The sequence below is a fragment of the Marinobacterium mangrovicola genome (assembly GCF_004339595.1).
Taxonomy (GTDB): Bacteria; Pseudomonadota; Gammaproteobacteria; order Pseudomonadales; family Balneatricaceae; genus Marinobacterium_D; species Marinobacterium_D mangrovicola.
Genome location: NZ_SMFU01000012.1, coordinates 180,962 through 194,516, shown reverse-complemented (window position 1 = coordinate 194,516; position 13,555 = coordinate 180,962). Strand labels below are relative to the sequence as shown.

14 protein-coding genes are annotated in these 13,555 nt (G+C 55.0%); 1 reads left to right on the top strand and 13 read right to left on the bottom strand.

Annotated elements, in window-relative coordinates; all coding sequences use genetic code 11:
• Positions 1-147 precede the first annotated feature (147 nt).
• From CLV83_RS19395 to mnmG, 13 genes are all read right to left on the bottom strand, one after another.
• The gene (locus CLV83_RS19395; protein ID WP_104005404.1) at positions 148-573 is read right to left on the bottom strand and encodes a F0F1 ATP synthase subunit epsilon; all 426 of its coding nucleotides are present in this window, start codon (positions 571-573) and stop codon (positions 148-150) included.
• A gap of 34 nt (positions 574-607) precedes the next feature.
• Positions 608-2,005 carry a F0F1 ATP synthase subunit beta gene (gene atpD, locus CLV83_RS19390; protein WP_132296542.1) on the bottom strand — a complete coding sequence of 466 codons (1,398 nt, stop codon included), beginning with the start codon at positions 2,003-2,005 and terminating at the stop codon, positions 608-610.
• 37 nt (positions 2,006-2,042) lie between these two features.
• Positions 2,043-2,906 carry a F0F1 ATP synthase subunit gamma gene (gene atpG, locus CLV83_RS19385; protein ID WP_132296539.1) on the bottom strand — a complete coding sequence of 288 codons (864 nt, stop codon included), beginning with the start codon at positions 2,904-2,906 and terminating at the stop codon, positions 2,043-2,045.
• 81 nt (positions 2,907-2,987) lie between these two features.
• Positions 2,988-4,532, bottom strand: a complete 1,545-nt coding sequence (gene atpA / locus CLV83_RS19380) for a F0F1 ATP synthase subunit alpha (protein WP_132296536.1) — start codon at positions 4,530-4,532, stop codon at positions 2,988-2,990.
• A 15-nt stretch (positions 4,533-4,547) separates the two neighbouring features.
• On the bottom strand, positions 4,548-5,084 hold the full coding sequence (locus CLV83_RS19375) for a F0F1 ATP synthase subunit delta (RefSeq protein WP_132296533.1): 537 nt from the start codon (positions 5,082-5,084) through the stop codon (positions 4,548-4,550).
• 12 nt (positions 5,085-5,096) lie between these two features.
• Positions 5,097-5,567: a F0F1 ATP synthase subunit B gene (locus tag CLV83_RS19370; protein WP_132296530.1), complete on the bottom strand. Its 471-nt coding sequence runs from the start codon at positions 5,565-5,567 to the stop codon at positions 5,097-5,099.
• Between the two features lie 70 nt (positions 5,568-5,637).
• The gene (atpE, locus tag CLV83_RS19365; RefSeq protein WP_027853452.1) at positions 5,638-5,865 is read right to left on the bottom strand and encodes a F0F1 ATP synthase subunit C; all 228 of its coding nucleotides are present in this window, start codon (positions 5,863-5,865) and stop codon (positions 5,638-5,640) included.
• A gap of 82 nt (positions 5,866-5,947) precedes the next feature.
• On the bottom strand, positions 5,948-6,769 hold the full coding sequence (gene atpB / locus CLV83_RS19360; RefSeq protein WP_132296527.1) for a F0F1 ATP synthase subunit A: 822 nt from the start codon (positions 6,767-6,769) through the stop codon (positions 5,948-5,950).
• Between the two features lie 16 nt (positions 6,770-6,785).
• Positions 6,786-7,232 (bottom strand): ATP synthase subunit I, encoded by a 447-nt coding sequence (locus CLV83_RS19355; protein ID WP_165900361.1) that lies wholly within the window; start codon positions 7,230-7,232, stop codon positions 6,786-6,788.
• Positions 7,233-7,541: 309 nt separating this feature from the next.
• Positions 7,542-8,462 (bottom strand): ParB/RepB/Spo0J family partition protein, encoded by a 921-nt coding sequence (locus tag CLV83_RS19350; protein WP_132296521.1) that lies wholly within the window; start codon positions 8,460-8,462, stop codon positions 7,542-7,544.
• A gap of 2 nt (positions 8,463-8,464) precedes the next feature.
• Positions 8,465-9,271, bottom strand: coding sequence for a ParA family protein (locus tag CLV83_RS19345; protein ID WP_132296518.1), 807 nt, complete (start codon positions 9,269-9,271; stop codon positions 8,465-8,467).
• 2 nt (positions 9,272-9,273) lie between these two features.
• The gene (gene rsmG, locus CLV83_RS19340) at positions 9,274-9,945 is read right to left on the bottom strand and encodes a 16S rRNA (guanine(527)-N(7))-methyltransferase RsmG (RefSeq protein WP_132296515.1); all 672 of its coding nucleotides are present in this window, start codon (positions 9,943-9,945) and stop codon (positions 9,274-9,276) included.
• Entirely contained in the window at positions 9,945-11,831 is a 1,887-nt protein-coding gene (gene mnmG / locus CLV83_RS19335) for a tRNA uridine-5-carboxymethylaminomethyl(34) synthesis enzyme MnmG (protein ID WP_132296512.1), read from the bottom strand. The genes rsmG and mnmG overlap by 1 nt, the downstream gene beginning before the upstream one ends.
• A gap of 821 nt (positions 11,832-12,652) precedes the next feature.
• On the opposite strand from mnmG, the gene alkB reads away from it, so the two are divergent.
• A complete protein-coding gene (gene alkB, locus CLV83_RS19330; RefSeq protein ID WP_132296509.1) occupies positions 12,653-13,309 on the top strand; it encodes a DNA oxidative demethylase AlkB in 657 nt (218 codons plus the stop codon).
• Positions 13,310-13,555 lie beyond the last annotated feature (246 nt).

Sequence of the window (13,555 nt, the reverse complement as noted above, 5' to 3'; positions counted from 1 at the left end):
ACAATTCCCTGACCCGGTAACGAACGGAGGAGCCTCAGGTGCAGATTACCTCAACTGGGTAATCCCTTTCATGTGCTGGGGAAACTTTAACGGAAGGGAAAAATAAAAAAGGCAGCCGAAGCTGCCTTTCCTGATCGCTGCAAGGGCTTATTTGCCCGATTTGCGACGAATCTGCTGCAGTGTGCGGAGCTGCGCGGCAGCTTCCGCCAGCTGAGCGGCGGCCCGGGAGTATTCAAACTCGCCAGACTTGTCAGCCATTGCATGCTCTGCGTGTTTCTTGGCCTCGATAGCAGCGGCCTCACTCAGATCAGCGGCGTGGGCAGCAGTATCTGCCAGTACCGTAATCTTGTGCGGCTGCACTTCAAGGAAACCACCGGACACGTAGAACACGTCTTCCTCACCGCCCTGCTTGCGCAGCTCGACAGGGCCTGGTTTCAGTTCCGTCAGAAGCGGAGCGTGACCCGGGAAAATACCCAGGTCACCCAGGCTACCTGTTGCGGAGACGAATTCGATCAGGCCTGAGAAGATCTCTTCTTCGGCACTCACGATATCGCAATGAACAGTCATAGCCATCTTGGTTACCTCTTAAAGGTTTCTACGGAACCGCTTACAGGCTCTTAGCTTTCTCTACAGCTTCGTCGATAGTACCGACCATGTAGAACGCCTGCTCCGGCAGCTCGTCGTACTGACCTTCGAGGATGCCTTTGAAGCCGCTAATGGTGTCTTTCAGCGATACGTACTTACCCGGAGAACCGGTGAAGACTTCCGCTACAAAGAACGGCTGAGACAGGAAGCGCTGGATCTTACGCGCACGGGATACGATCTGCTTGTCTTCTTCAGACAGCTCGTCCATACCCAGGATCGCGATGATGTCCTTCAGCTCCTTGTAACGCTGCAGAGTAGACTGCACGCCACGAGCGATCTCATAGTGTTCCTGACCGATAACCAGCGGATCCAGCTGACGAGAGGTGGAATCCAGCGGGTCGATCGCCGGGTAGATACCCAGCTCCGCGATCTGACGGGACAGTACGACGGTCGCGTCAAGGTGGGAGAAGGTGGTCGCCGGAGACGGGTCAGTCAAGTCATCCGCCGGTACGTATACCGCCTGGATAGAAGTGATAGAACCGGTCTTGGTGGAGGTGATACGTTCCTGCAGAACGCCCATCTCTTCCGCCAGAGTCGGCTGGTAACCTACCGCAGAAGGCATACGACCCAGCAGTGCAGATACCTCGGTACCCGCCAGGGTGTAACGGTAGATGTTGTCGACGAACAACAGTACGTCACGACCTTCGTCACGGAACTTCTCAGCCATGGTCAGGCCGGTCAGGGCTACACGCAGACGGTTGCCAGGCGGCTCGTTCATCTGACCGTAGACCATCGCTACCTTGGACTGATCGAACTGCTCGACGTTAACAACGCCAGCTTCCTGCATCTCGTGGTAGAAGTCGTTACCCTCACGAGTACGCTCACCTACACCTGCGAATACAGACAGACCGGAGTGCTGACGAGCGATGTTGTTGATCAGCTCCATCATGTTTACGGTCTTACCTACACCGGCACCACCGAACAGACCAACCTTACCACCCTTGGCGAACGGGCAAACCAGGTCGATAACCTTGATGCCGGTTTCCAGCAGTTCGTTGGAGGATGACTGATCAGCGTAAGACGGCGCTTTACGGTGAATAGGATAACGCTCCTGTTCACCGATCGGGCCACACTCGTCGATCGGGTTACCCAGTACGTCCATGATACGGCCCAGAGTTTCAGTACCTACAGGTACGGAAACCGGTGCGCCAGTATTGGACACTTCCAGACCACGGGCTACGCCTTCGGTCTGACCCATTGCAATGCCTCGTACGACACCGTCGCCCAGCTGCTGCTGAACTTCCAGTGTCAGGCCGGTTTTACCGACGACCAGTGCGTCGTAAACCTTCGGTACGCTGTCACGCGGGAATTCCACGTCGACTACCGCACCGATAATCTGAACAATACGTCCGCTACTCATGTTCGGATCCTCTTAACATTTAAACCTGTTCACTGCATCAAACAGCAGCAGCACCACCGACGATCTCGGAGATTTCCTGAGTGATCGCCGCCTGACGGGCTTTGTTGTATACCAATTGCAGCTCATCGATCAGGTTGCCGGCGTTGTCTGTTGCGTTCTTCATCGCCAGCATACGTGCTGCCTGTTCACAGGCGTTATTCTCAACCACTGCCTGGTAAACCAGAGACTCGATATAACGTTTGAGCAGGCCATTCAGCAGCTCTTTCGCGTCCGGTTCATACAGATAGTCCCAGTGGTGGCTGAGCTTCTCTTCGTCTTCACCTGCCTGAAGCGGCAACAGCTGCTCGACAGCGGGCTTCTGGGTCATCGTGTTCACAAAATCGTTGGACACGACGTACAACTTATCCAGTTTGCCTTCGTCAAAGCTGTCCAGCATCACCTTCACGGAGCCCAGCAGCTGGCCTAGCTCGGGTGCATCACCCAGGCCGCCTTTCGCTGCCACGACGTTGCCGCCGTAGTTCCGGAAGAAGCTGATCGCCTTGGAGCCCAGTGCACAGATGTCGATCTCGACGTTCTGCTCTTTGAACTCCTTCATCTTGGCAATGGCTGCCTTGAACATGTTTACGTTCAGGCCGCCACAGAGGCCGCGGTCAGAAGCGACGATAATGAAACCGACGCGCTTGACCTCACGCTCCTGCATGTAGAGGTGACGGTATTCAGGATTGGCTTTGGCCAGATGCTGAACCACACCACGGATGCTTTGGGCGTACGGACGTGAAGACTGCATGCGATCCTGGGCCTTGCGCATTTTCGACGCAGCAACCATTTCCATGGCGCTGGTGATCTTGCGCGTGCTGCCGATGCTCGCGATTTGCGTCTTAATCTCTTTTCCGACTGCCATAGTTCCGCCTATTAAACTTGTCTCAGTACAGGCCGGTCAGTGACCGGCCCCCGACTCTGACATAAGGTTCTGTCAGAGCACTTACCAAGTTTGGGTAGACTTGAACTTCTCGATGCCGGCTTTGAAGGACGCAGCGATTTCGTCGTTGTAATCGCCCTTCTCGTTGACCTTCGCCATCAGATCAGCGTGTTCGCTGTTGAAGTAGGAGATCAGAGCCGCTTCGAAAGCACCGATTTTGTCCAGTTCCACGCCTTTCAGGAAACCTTCGTTCGCCGCGTACAGGCTCAGGCCCATCTCAGCGACGGACATCGGCGAGTACTGCTTCTGCTTCATCAGCTCGGTAACAGACTGACCGTGCTCGAGCTGAGCGCGGGTAGCTTCATCGAGGTCAGAAGCGAACTGAGCGAATGCCGCCAGCTCACGGTACTGTGCCAGTGCCAGACGTACACCACCACCAAGCTTCTTGATGATCTTGGTCTGGGCGGAACCACCAACTCGGGATACGGAAAGGCCCGCGTTGATCGCCGGACGTACACCGGAGTTGAACAGGCTGGTTTCCAGGAAGATCTGACCGTCGGTAATGGAGATTACGTTGGTCGGAACGAATGCGGAAACGTCGCCACCCTGGGTTTCGATGATCGGCAGAGCGGTCAGAGAACCGGTTTTGCCTTTCACTTCACCCTTGGTGAACTCTTCTACGTAGTCGGCGTTAACGCGCGCAGCACGCTCGAGCAGACGGGAGTGCAAGTAGAAGACGTCACCCGGGTAGGCTTCACGGCCCGGCGGACGACGCAGCAGCAGGGAGATCTGACGATACGCCCACGCCTGCTTGGTCAGGTCATCATAGATGATCAGAGCATCTTCACCGCGGTCACGGAAGTATTCACCCATGGTCGCACCCGCGTACGGAGCCAGATACTGCATCGCTGCAGGATCAGCCGCGCCAGCCGCGATCACGATGGTGTGGTCCATAGCGCCATGTTCTTCGAGCTTACGCACGACGTTGGCGATAGTGGACTGCTTCTGACCGATGGCAACGTAGATACATTTGATGCCAGTGTCTTTCTGGTTGATGATCGCGTCGATCGCGATAGCGGTCTTACCGATCTGACGGTCACCGATGATCAGCTCACGCTGACCGCGGCCAACCGGGACCATGGCGTCGATCGCTTTCAGACCGATCTGAACCGGCTGATCAACCGACTGACGGGCGATAACGCCCGGTGCTACTTTTTCGACAGCGTCGGTCAGTTTTGCTTCGACCGGACCCTTGCCGTCGATCGGGTTACCCAGCGCGTCTACAACGCGACCGAGCAGCTCCGGACCAACCGGTACTTCAAGGATACGACCGGTACAACGGGCAGTCATGCCCTCGACCAGAGTCTGGTAGTCGCCCAGTACTACGGCGCCAACAGAGTCACGCTCCAGGTTCAGTGCCATACCGTAGACACCGCCCGGGAATTCGATCATTTCACCGTACATAACGTCGGCGAGACCGTGGATCAGGATGATACCGTCGGAAACGCTGACGATCGTGCCCTCGTTACGGGCTTCAGAAGTCACATCGAGGCTTTCGATACGCTTCTTGAGAATCTCGCTGATCTCAGATGGATTCAGTTGCTGCATTGTTATTCCTCACACTCAGGAATTCATCGCTTCGGCCAGTTTCGCCAGTCGTGCACGAACGGAACCGTCGATCACAAGGTCATCAGAGCGAATGACAACACCGCCAAGGATGGACTTGTCCACCTGGGAGGAGATCTTCACTTCGCGACCCAACTTGGTGCTGAGCGCCTGAGCCAGTTTCTGCTGCTGGGCATCGTCCAGTTCGAAGGCGGTGGTCAAGTCGATGTCGACCGACTTTTCCTGTGCTGCCTTGAGCTGTTCGAACTGCAGAGAAATCTCCGGAAGCAGCGCGAGACGCTGTTTTTCCGCCAGCAGGAACACGAAGTTCTTGCCGGCGTCATCCATCTGCGATTCGCAGACAGAAATCAGCACCTCGGCTTTCTGACCGGATGTCAGGGCCGGATTGTTCAGCACCTGGGCCATTGCGCTGTCCTTAACCACCAGTGCGGCGGTGGACAGCATCGTAGACCACTGATCGAGGCTACCCTTCTCGCGCGCGTACTCGAACGCGGCTTTGGTGTAGGGCCGAGCGACTGTATTGAGTTCAGCCATCGTTAACCTCGCTTAAAGCTCCGCGGCCAGTTTCTCAACCAGCTGTGCGTGCGCTTTCTCGTCAACAGAGGCTTCCAGGATCTTTTCAGCACCGGCAATTGCCAGCGTAGCCACCTGAGCGCGGAGTACTTCCTTCGCCCGGTTAACTTCCTGCTCGATTTCAGCCTGGGCAGAAGCTTTTACGCGATCAGCTTCTTCGCGCGCTTTGTCCTTGGCTTCATCGACGATCTGGTTAGCCCGCTTGTTGGCCTGTTCAATGATGGCGGCTGCCTCTTCCTTGCTTTTACGCATGTCTGCGGCGGCTTTTTCTTGAGCCAGTCGCAGGTCGCGCTCTGCACGGTCGGCCGCATCAAGACCTTCGGCAATCTTCTTCTTACGCTCAGCCAGCGCGCCGGTGATCGGCGGCCAGACGTATTTCATGCAAAATACGACGAAGAGGAAGAATGCAATGGCCTGACCAATGATGGTGAGATTGATATTCACGCCATTACCTCTCGCGGTTGTTGATTAAGTAGTTGGTACCCGACATTGGGTAAAACGCCATTTCTACTTATTAAGCAACAGCGAACAGGACGTACAGACCCAGACCAACACCGATCATCGGGATCGCGTCGACCAGGCCCATTACGATGAAGAACTGGGTGCGCAGCAGCGGTACCAGTTCCGGCTGACGCGCAGCGCCTTCCAGGAACTTACCACCGAGGATACCGATACCAATAGCGGCACCGATTGCAGCCAGACCCATCATCAGAGCAGCAGCGATATACAGCAGTTCAGCCATTTTTTTTCTCCAGCAATTTCAAGGTTTAAGTTGAAGTTAAAGTTTTAAATCGAACTCGGTTTTTATCTATCCGTCACTACGCTTAGTGATGATCGTGAGCCATCGCCAGGTACACGATCGTCAACACCATGAAGATGAACGCCTGCAGCGTAATAACCAGGATGTGGAAGATCGCCCAGGGAACGGACAGGATCCACTGCGCCCAGAAAGGCAGCAGAGCGATCAGGATGAAAATCATCTCGCCAGCGTACATGTTACCGAACAGTCGCAGGGCAAGAGAGACCGGCTTGGCCAGCAGGCCTACCAGCTCGAGGAACAGGTTGAAAGGCGCGAAGATCTTCGGCAGCGGCTGGAACGCCAGCTCACCGATGAAGCCGCCAATGCCCTTCATTTTGATGCTGTAGTAAACGATCAGGAACAGCACGCTGATAGCCATGCCGCCGGTGGCGTTTACGTCGGTGGTCGGAACCACTTTCATGAAGTGGATGCCCATTTCACCGGCCACGAACGGAATCCAGTCGACCGGCACCAGGTCCATCAGGTTCATCAGGAAAACCCAGACGAAGATGGTCAGCGCCAGCGGAGCGATCACGGCATTTTTATGGGAGAAGATGCTCTTCACGTTGTCGTCGACGAATTCGATGATCGATTCGACGAAGTTCTGCGCGCCGCCCGGCACGTCAGAGGTCACTTTCTTGGCGACCTTGTTGAAGAACCATACGAAAAGCACACCCAGAGCCACGGACCAGAACATGGTGTCCACGTTGATCGCCCAGAAGCCCATTTCTGCAGCTTCAGCGGCACTGTGTGCGAATCCCCAGCCGTGCTCCGGGTGGTTACCGAAGGTCAGGTTGGTTAAGTGGTGCGATATATATTCTGAGGATGTAACTGTTCCACTCGCCATTCTCAGTCTCTCATAGTCAAAGTTTCAGGAAACGGTTATTCAGCCTCCACTGCAGCATCCACCCCGATAGTTGCAGCAGTATGAAGGTGAGAAATAGGGGAAATGGGCTCAGCGGCTTCACCAGCACAAAAGTCGCGCTGAACAGGCCTGCTGCCAAAACCATTTTCCCTATTTCACTGGAATAGAGACTGATCACGACCTGCTGAGCTGTCTCGGCCGGTCGCTTGCTGAAGAGTACGCGCCAGGTGAAATAGAGGTTGGGCAACAAATACAGCATACCGCCAAGCAATGCTGAATATGCCTCAACCGGGCCTTTGACAAGACAGGCTGCCGCCACAACGGCCAAAACGCCAGTCTGGATCAGATAAACCTTGAGAAACGCCTGCCTGCTGCGTTTTTGCAACCGCCCGCTGCGTATCGCGGGTTGAATCTCCGGCTGCTCGCTCGGCTCTGATCTTTGCAAAAGCCACCCTATTTCGGACGCAAAGTCCCCTTCAAATAGCGGCAAGATTATAGGGTCTAAGGGGACTGCACTCAATAAAAGGTTGTAGTTTTTGCACTAAGGTCTTACCACAGGGCACTAAAGCAGGGCGTCATTCGCCTGCTGAGGCCGTTATCGCAGCATTCAACCCGAGTTCTCTATCTGGAAAAAATTTACCTGCCTTCTGGATTTTTAGTAGCTAACTATTACCCACGATTTGCAAAAAACCGTAAAAAAGGAGCCGATCCAGGCTCCTTTTCTATGTAACCAACACCATTTAAGTGTCTTGAGCTAGCGAAGCAGATCCAGGATCGCTTCGAGCTCCTCTTCGGTCTTGAAGTTCAGGCTGATGCTGCCTTTGCCCTTATCGTTGGCCTTAACCTGTACCGGCACGGAGAAACGGCGCGAAAGCTCGCTGGAGAGGGACTTGCAACGCTCACTGGGCTCAGGTTTTGGCTTGGGCAGATTACGACCCTCGGCGATTTTGCGCACCAGCGCTTCGGTCTGGCGCACCGAGAGGCCCTTGCCTACGACCTCTTTACCGGCTTCGATCTGCTGCTCTTCATTCAGCGGTAGCAGCGCACGGGCGTGGCCCATCTCCAGGTCGCCATGCTCAAGCAGGGTTTTGACCTCATCGGTCAGGTTCATCAGACGCAGCAGGTTGGTAATGGTGGAGCGGGATTTGCCCACCGCATCGGCGACCTGCTGCTGCGTCAGTTCAAACTCGGTCTGCAGCCGATGCAGGGCGATCGCCTCTTCCATCGGATTCAGGTTTTCACGCTGGATGTTCTCGATCAGCGCCATGGCAATGGCGGCTTCATCGGGCACATCGCGAATAATCACCGGCAGCGCATCAAGGCCCGCCATCTGCGCGGCGCGCCAGCGACGTTCACCGGCGATAATCTCATACATCTCGTCATCCACGGGGCGGATAACGATGGGCTGCATGACGCCCTGTAGCTTGATCGAGGCGGCCAGGTCTTCCAGCGCCTGGGGTTCCAGGTCGCGGCGCGGCTGATAGCGGCCACGCTGAATGCGCTGCACCGACATCATCATCAGCTCGCCATCGACCGGTTTATGAGAGTCAGTTTCTAATTCGGCGTTGGTTCCAGTGTCGGCCACCGCCTCAATGGAAACCTCTTCCGCTTCCGGGCTTACGCTCGATAGCAGGGCATCCAGACCACGTCCCAGTCCACGCTTTTTGACAGCCATGTTCAGTCTTCCTGTTCAGTGGCCAGATCTTCGCTGGCCAGCTCCTGCTCGGTACGGCGGATCAGCTCACCGGCCAGTGCCAGATAAGCCAGGGCTCCGCGTGAATTTTTGTCGTACTGCAACGCCGGCATACCGTGGCTGGGGGCTTCCGCCAGACGCACATTACGGGGAATCACGGTACGGTAGACCTTCTCGCCAAAGTACTCGACCAGATGATCGGAAACATCCTTGGTGAGGCTCATGCGGGGGTCGAACATGGTGCGCAGTATACCCTCGATCTTCAGCTTGGGATTGAGACGCTGATTGATCTTGTCGATGGTACCGACCAGGGCGCTGATCCCCTCCAGCGCGTAATACTCGCACTGCATCGGGATGATCACGCCATGGGAGGCGGACAGGGCGTTCACCGTCAGCAGATTCAGCGACGGCGGGTTATCGATCAGGATGAAATCGTAACGATCCATCACCGGCAGCAGCGCCATTTTCAGGCGAAATTCGCGGCGCGGCAGCTGCAGTAGTTCCACCTCGGCGGCGGTCAGATCCCCGTTGGAACCGATGACGTCATATTTCACCGGCAGGTCGCTGAGGATCGCCTCTTCAGCACTGGCCTGATCGGTCAGCAGCTCGTAAACGGAGGTTTCCAACTCATGCTTGTCGGCCCCGCTTCCCATGGTGGCATTGCCCTGGGGATCGAGATCGATCATCAGCACGCGCTTGCGGGTGGCTGCCAGTGACGCGGCCAGGTTAACCGCCGTCGTCGTCTTGCCGACACCGCCTTTCTGGTTGGTGATCGTGAGGATTTTCGCCACGCTCAGGCTCTCCCTAATTCATCAGGGGCAGTGGCGTTGGCCGAGGATTCGGGAATGCCCCCAAGGATCAGCAGATGCCGCTCACCATCCGTAGCCGGCAGGTTGAGCCGGTGGCTGGACCGCAACTGGAAACCCGGCGGCAGCTGCTCTAGTTCCGCTTCAGGATACAGTCCTTTCATGGCAAGAAAAACACCCTGCTCCGAACAGAGATGCGCTGTCCATTTGATCATGTCGTTGAGGGAGGCAAAGGCCCTTGAGACGATCTGATCGTAGGGACCCTCTTCGCACTGCTCGACGCGGCCATGGATCACCTTGAGGTTTTTCAGCCCCAGTTCCATCTTCACCTGGGTCTGAAAACGGGTTTTCTTGCCGTTGCTATCCAGGGTAGTGATATCCAGCTCGGGCCGCATGATCGCCAGCGGGATACCCGGCAGGCCCGGGCCACTGCCGACATCGATCAGGCGTCCAGTACGGATCCAGGGCAGAATGCTGAGGCTGTCAACCAGATGACGTGTAATCATCTCCTGAGGATCACGCACCGCAGTCAGGTTGTAGGCCTTGTTCCACTTCACCAGCAACGCCAAGTATTGCAGCAGACGGTCAAGCTGGATCTCTGAAACTTCAACCTCGATCGCTGCCAGCTGAGACTGCAGTGTTGCTCTGTACTCCTGCATTAACCGGCCACCTTCTGCTGCAACTGACGTTTTTTCAGGTATACCAGCAGCAACGAGATCGCTGCCGGGGTCATACCCTGGATACGTGATGCCTGAGCCAGGGTTTCCGGCTGATGCTCTTTCAGTTTCGATTTCAGCTCATTGGACAGACCGCCCACGGCGTCATAATCGAAATCCGCCGGCAACGGCGTGTTTTCCTGGCGCTGCATCTGCGCAATTTCATCTTTCTGGCGATCGATATAGCCGGAATACTTCAGCTGGATCTCTACCTGCTCAGCGGCCTGCTCGTGATCGACCGGCTCACCTTTCAGATCAGCCACATCGGCATAACCCAGTTCCGGGCGCTTGATCAGATCAGCGAGGCTGTATTCACGGCTCATCGGCGAGGTCAGCTTATCGGCGAGCTTTGCTGCTTCTGCACTGCCGGGCTGAATCCAGGTTTCTTTAAGACGCTGAGCTTCAAGCTCAATCGCCTCACGTTTGGCACAGAAAGCGGCCCAGCGCTCGTCACCCACGATACCCAGTTTGCGGCCCTGCTCGGTAAGACGCAGATCGGCGTTATCTTCCCGCAGCAGCAGGCGGTATTCCGCACGGCTGGTGAACATGCGGTAAGGCTCGGAGGTTCCGTGGGTGATCAGGTCGTCGATCATAACGCCGATGTACGCCTCATCACGACGCGGATACCAACCTTCTCGGCCGAGCGCCTGAGCGGCCGCATTGATGCCAGCCAGCAACCCCTGGGCACCCGCTTCTTCGTAGCCGGTGGTGCCATTGATCTGACCTGCGAAAAAAAGCCCGCTGATCGATTTCGTTTCCAGTGTGTGTTTCAGATCCTGCGGATTGAAGTAATCGTACTCAATGGCATAGCCCGGACGGGTGATATGAGCGTTCTCAAAGCCACGCATCGAGCGCACCAGCGCCAGCTGAATATCAAATGGCAGGCTGGTGGAGATACCGTTGGGATAGAGCTCATGAGTAGTCAGCCCTTCTGGCTCCACAAATATCTGATGCTGATCCTTGTCGGCAAAGCGGTGGATTTTGTCTTCAATGGATGGGCAGTAACGCGGACCTACACCACCGATGACACCGGTAAACATCGGTGAGCGATCAAGGCCTGTGCGGATGATGTCGTGGGTCTGCGCATTGGTATGGGTAATGAAGCAGTTGATCTGTTGCGGGTGCTCAGCACGGCTGCCCATGAAGGACATCACCGGGGTAGGCGTATCACCGGGCTGAACCTGCATGACCGAGAAATCAACGCTACGCGCATCGATACGCGGCGGGGTTCCGGTTTTCAGGCGTTCGACGCGTAAGGGTAACTCCCGTAAACGCTGTGCCAGACGCAGTGCAGGAGGATCACCTGCACGACCACCTGAATGCTGTTCCATACCGATATGGATGACACCACCGAGGAAGGTACCCGCGGTGAGGATCACTTTCTGCGCACGGAAGCGGATGCCACTCTGTGTGACCACACCTACAACCTGCTCTCCTTCGATCATCAGATCATCAGCAGCCTGCTGGAAGATTTGCAGATTGGCCTGGTTTTCCAGGATCTCACGGATCGTTGCCTTGTAAAGAATGCGGTCTGCCTGAGCACGGGTTGCTCGTACTGCGGGTCCTTTACGGGCATTAAGCACACGGAACTGGATCCCGCCACGGTCGGTAGCTCTGGCCATGGCGCCATCGAGGGCATCGATCTCTTTAACCAGGTGACTTTTCCCGATACCACCGATCGCCGGGTTACAGGACATCTGTCCAAGCGTTTCGATGTTATGAGTCAGCAGCAGGGTGTTTGCACCCATGCGAGCAGAGGCCAATGCGGCTTCTGTACCGGCATGTCCACCGCCAATAACGATCACGTCAAAGTGGTCGGGATAGTCCACTTCAGCACCTCATAGGATTTGGAGTTACACGGCTCGAGAAGGGAGCCGCTGAAAAAGGGGAACAGATTATAGCTTCTTAGCCTTGCGGAAGGAATGATCAAAGTTTGTACAGCTCTGTTTTTCCGCTTTTCTGTATAGAGATAAAGAAAAATATATCTTTTTAAATAAAGAAAGATTGTTGTGGTTGTTGCTATTAAGCAGCCATTTTTCTCTGCATAAGCCCTTAAAAATCCTTTATTTCAATAGCTTACCCCTGTGCGCTGAACTGTAAAACAACTGCAGTCAGGCTGGACACAGTCTCTGGACCGTTTGTTGATAAAAAGGCGAGTTTTGCACAGGCGTTTTCTGTCAACACAGCGTCCACCTGTTAATCCGCTATTCTTATACACATTACACACAGGGGTTTGTGAATAACATCGGCTGTTCTTCGCTTGTTGACGGATCATAGCACTTTTTTTGGGGATCCTGTGTGTATCCCTCTGTCAGCTTCCTGAGTCTCTGTGATAGGTTGTGGATGGCCAGTGAGTATCAAAGTTACACACACCATTTCATTGACCTATTCTGGTTGTGAGTAAAAATAGAGTAGAAAACACCTGTTTATAAATTATTGCTTTATATTCAAATGTTTACATCGTTAAAACTGCGTCGATTTTTGTGAATAAACTGTAGGTAATTGATTTCAGGAGAAAAGTATTCCTGCATCAAAGTTATCAACATGGGCCGATAACGGCGTTAGGTGGATAAAAATTCGGTTATGAAATAGACAATATGTGGGTAAGTTTTTTGACTTTTTTATCCACAGGTACGGTTTTTTCGCTCATATGATCAATAATGACCTATTTACCACCCCTGATCGGTTGTTTATTGAACAGGACAGCTGGTTATTCAAGGGTTATGCGGCTCAGTCCACGGCCTGGATTCTGCCTGCTCTGCGTGAAGTTCTACGTTATTCACCGCTACGGCAGATGCAGGTTCCCGGTGGGCATCGCATGTCGGTGAGAACCAGTAGCTGTGGATCCCTGGGCTGGATCAGTGATCTTTCCGGCTATCGATACAGCGAGATCGATCCGATGACTGGCCGACCCTGGCCTGAGATCCCGGCTGCGTTGCTGGATCTGGTGTCTACTGGAGCCGCCGCCGCCGACTACCCTGGATTTATCCCTGACAGCTGCCTGATCAACTGCTACCGACCGGGGGCTAAAATGGGGCTGCACCAGGATAAAGATGAACAGGACAGGAGTGCTCCGATCGTCTCGCTCTCGTTCGGCTTGCCTGTGACCTTCATGTTCGGTGGTTTAAACCGCAGGGACCCGGTGAAGCGTTTCCCTCTGGAACACGGCGATATGCTGGTTTGGGGAGGTGCGTCGAGAATGGTTTACCACGGTGTAGCGCCGCTGGCGCAGGGAGAGCATCCAGAGATTGGAGCGTTGCGGCTGAACCTGACATTCCGTCGGGCTGGCGGAGAGGCCCAGCACTGATGTGGATGCCGGGACAGCTGGAGTGAGCCAGGAATCTATGTCGCTGCTGACTTCAACCTGCTGAGTTGTCTGCATCACAGCGAATAACTACCCATATCATCACCTGCCTGAGCGTATCTGGCAGGTACTATCAGGCGTCGGCTACAGCGCAGGGACAGATAAACCGGGGCGTGGAATTACAACGGTTTCATAGGTTAGATAGTTGTGTCACCCCGGCCGGGTTACTTAACTGTCTTCAAGACAGTA

What these genes read in the sequence shown, in the direction of transcription:
- CLV83_RS19395 (WP_104005404.1), bottom strand. Translation starts at nt 573, where the DNA reads ATGGCTATGACTGTTCATTGCGATATCGTGAGTGCCGAAGAAGAGATC.
- atpD (WP_132296542.1), bottom strand. Translation starts at nt 2,005, where the DNA reads ATGAGTAGCGGACGTATTGTTCAGATTATCGGTGCGGTAGTCGACGTG.
- atpG (WP_132296539.1), bottom strand. Translation starts at nt 2,906, where the DNA reads ATGGCAGTCGGAAAAGAGATTAAGACGCAAATCGCGAGCATCGGCAGC.
- atpA (WP_132296536.1), bottom strand. Translation starts at nt 4,532, where the DNA reads ATGCAGCAACTGAATCCATCTGAGATCAGCGAGATTCTCAAGAAGCGT.
- CLV83_RS19375 (WP_132296533.1), bottom strand. Translation starts at nt 5,084, where the DNA reads ATGGCTGAACTCAATACAGTCGCTCGGCCCTACACCAAAGCCGCGTTC.
- atpE (WP_027853452.1), bottom strand. Translation starts at nt 5,865, where the DNA reads ATGGCTGAACTGCTGTATATCGCTGCTGCTCTGATGATGGGTCTGGCT.
- atpB (WP_132296527.1), bottom strand. Translation starts at nt 6,769, where the DNA reads ATGGCGAGTGGAACAGTTACATCCTCAGAATATATATCGCACCACTTA.
- CLV83_RS19350 (WP_132296521.1), bottom strand. Translation starts at nt 8,462, where the DNA reads ATGGCTGTCAAAAAGCGTGGACTGGGACGTGGTCTGGATGCCCTGCTA.
- rsmG (WP_132296515.1), bottom strand. Translation starts at nt 9,945, where the DNA reads ATGCAGGAGTACAGAGCAACACTGCAGTCTCAGCTGGCAGCGATCGAG.
- alkB (WP_132296509.1), top strand. Translation starts at nt 12,653, where the DNA reads ATGATCAATAATGACCTATTTACCACCCCTGATCGGTTGTTTATTGAA.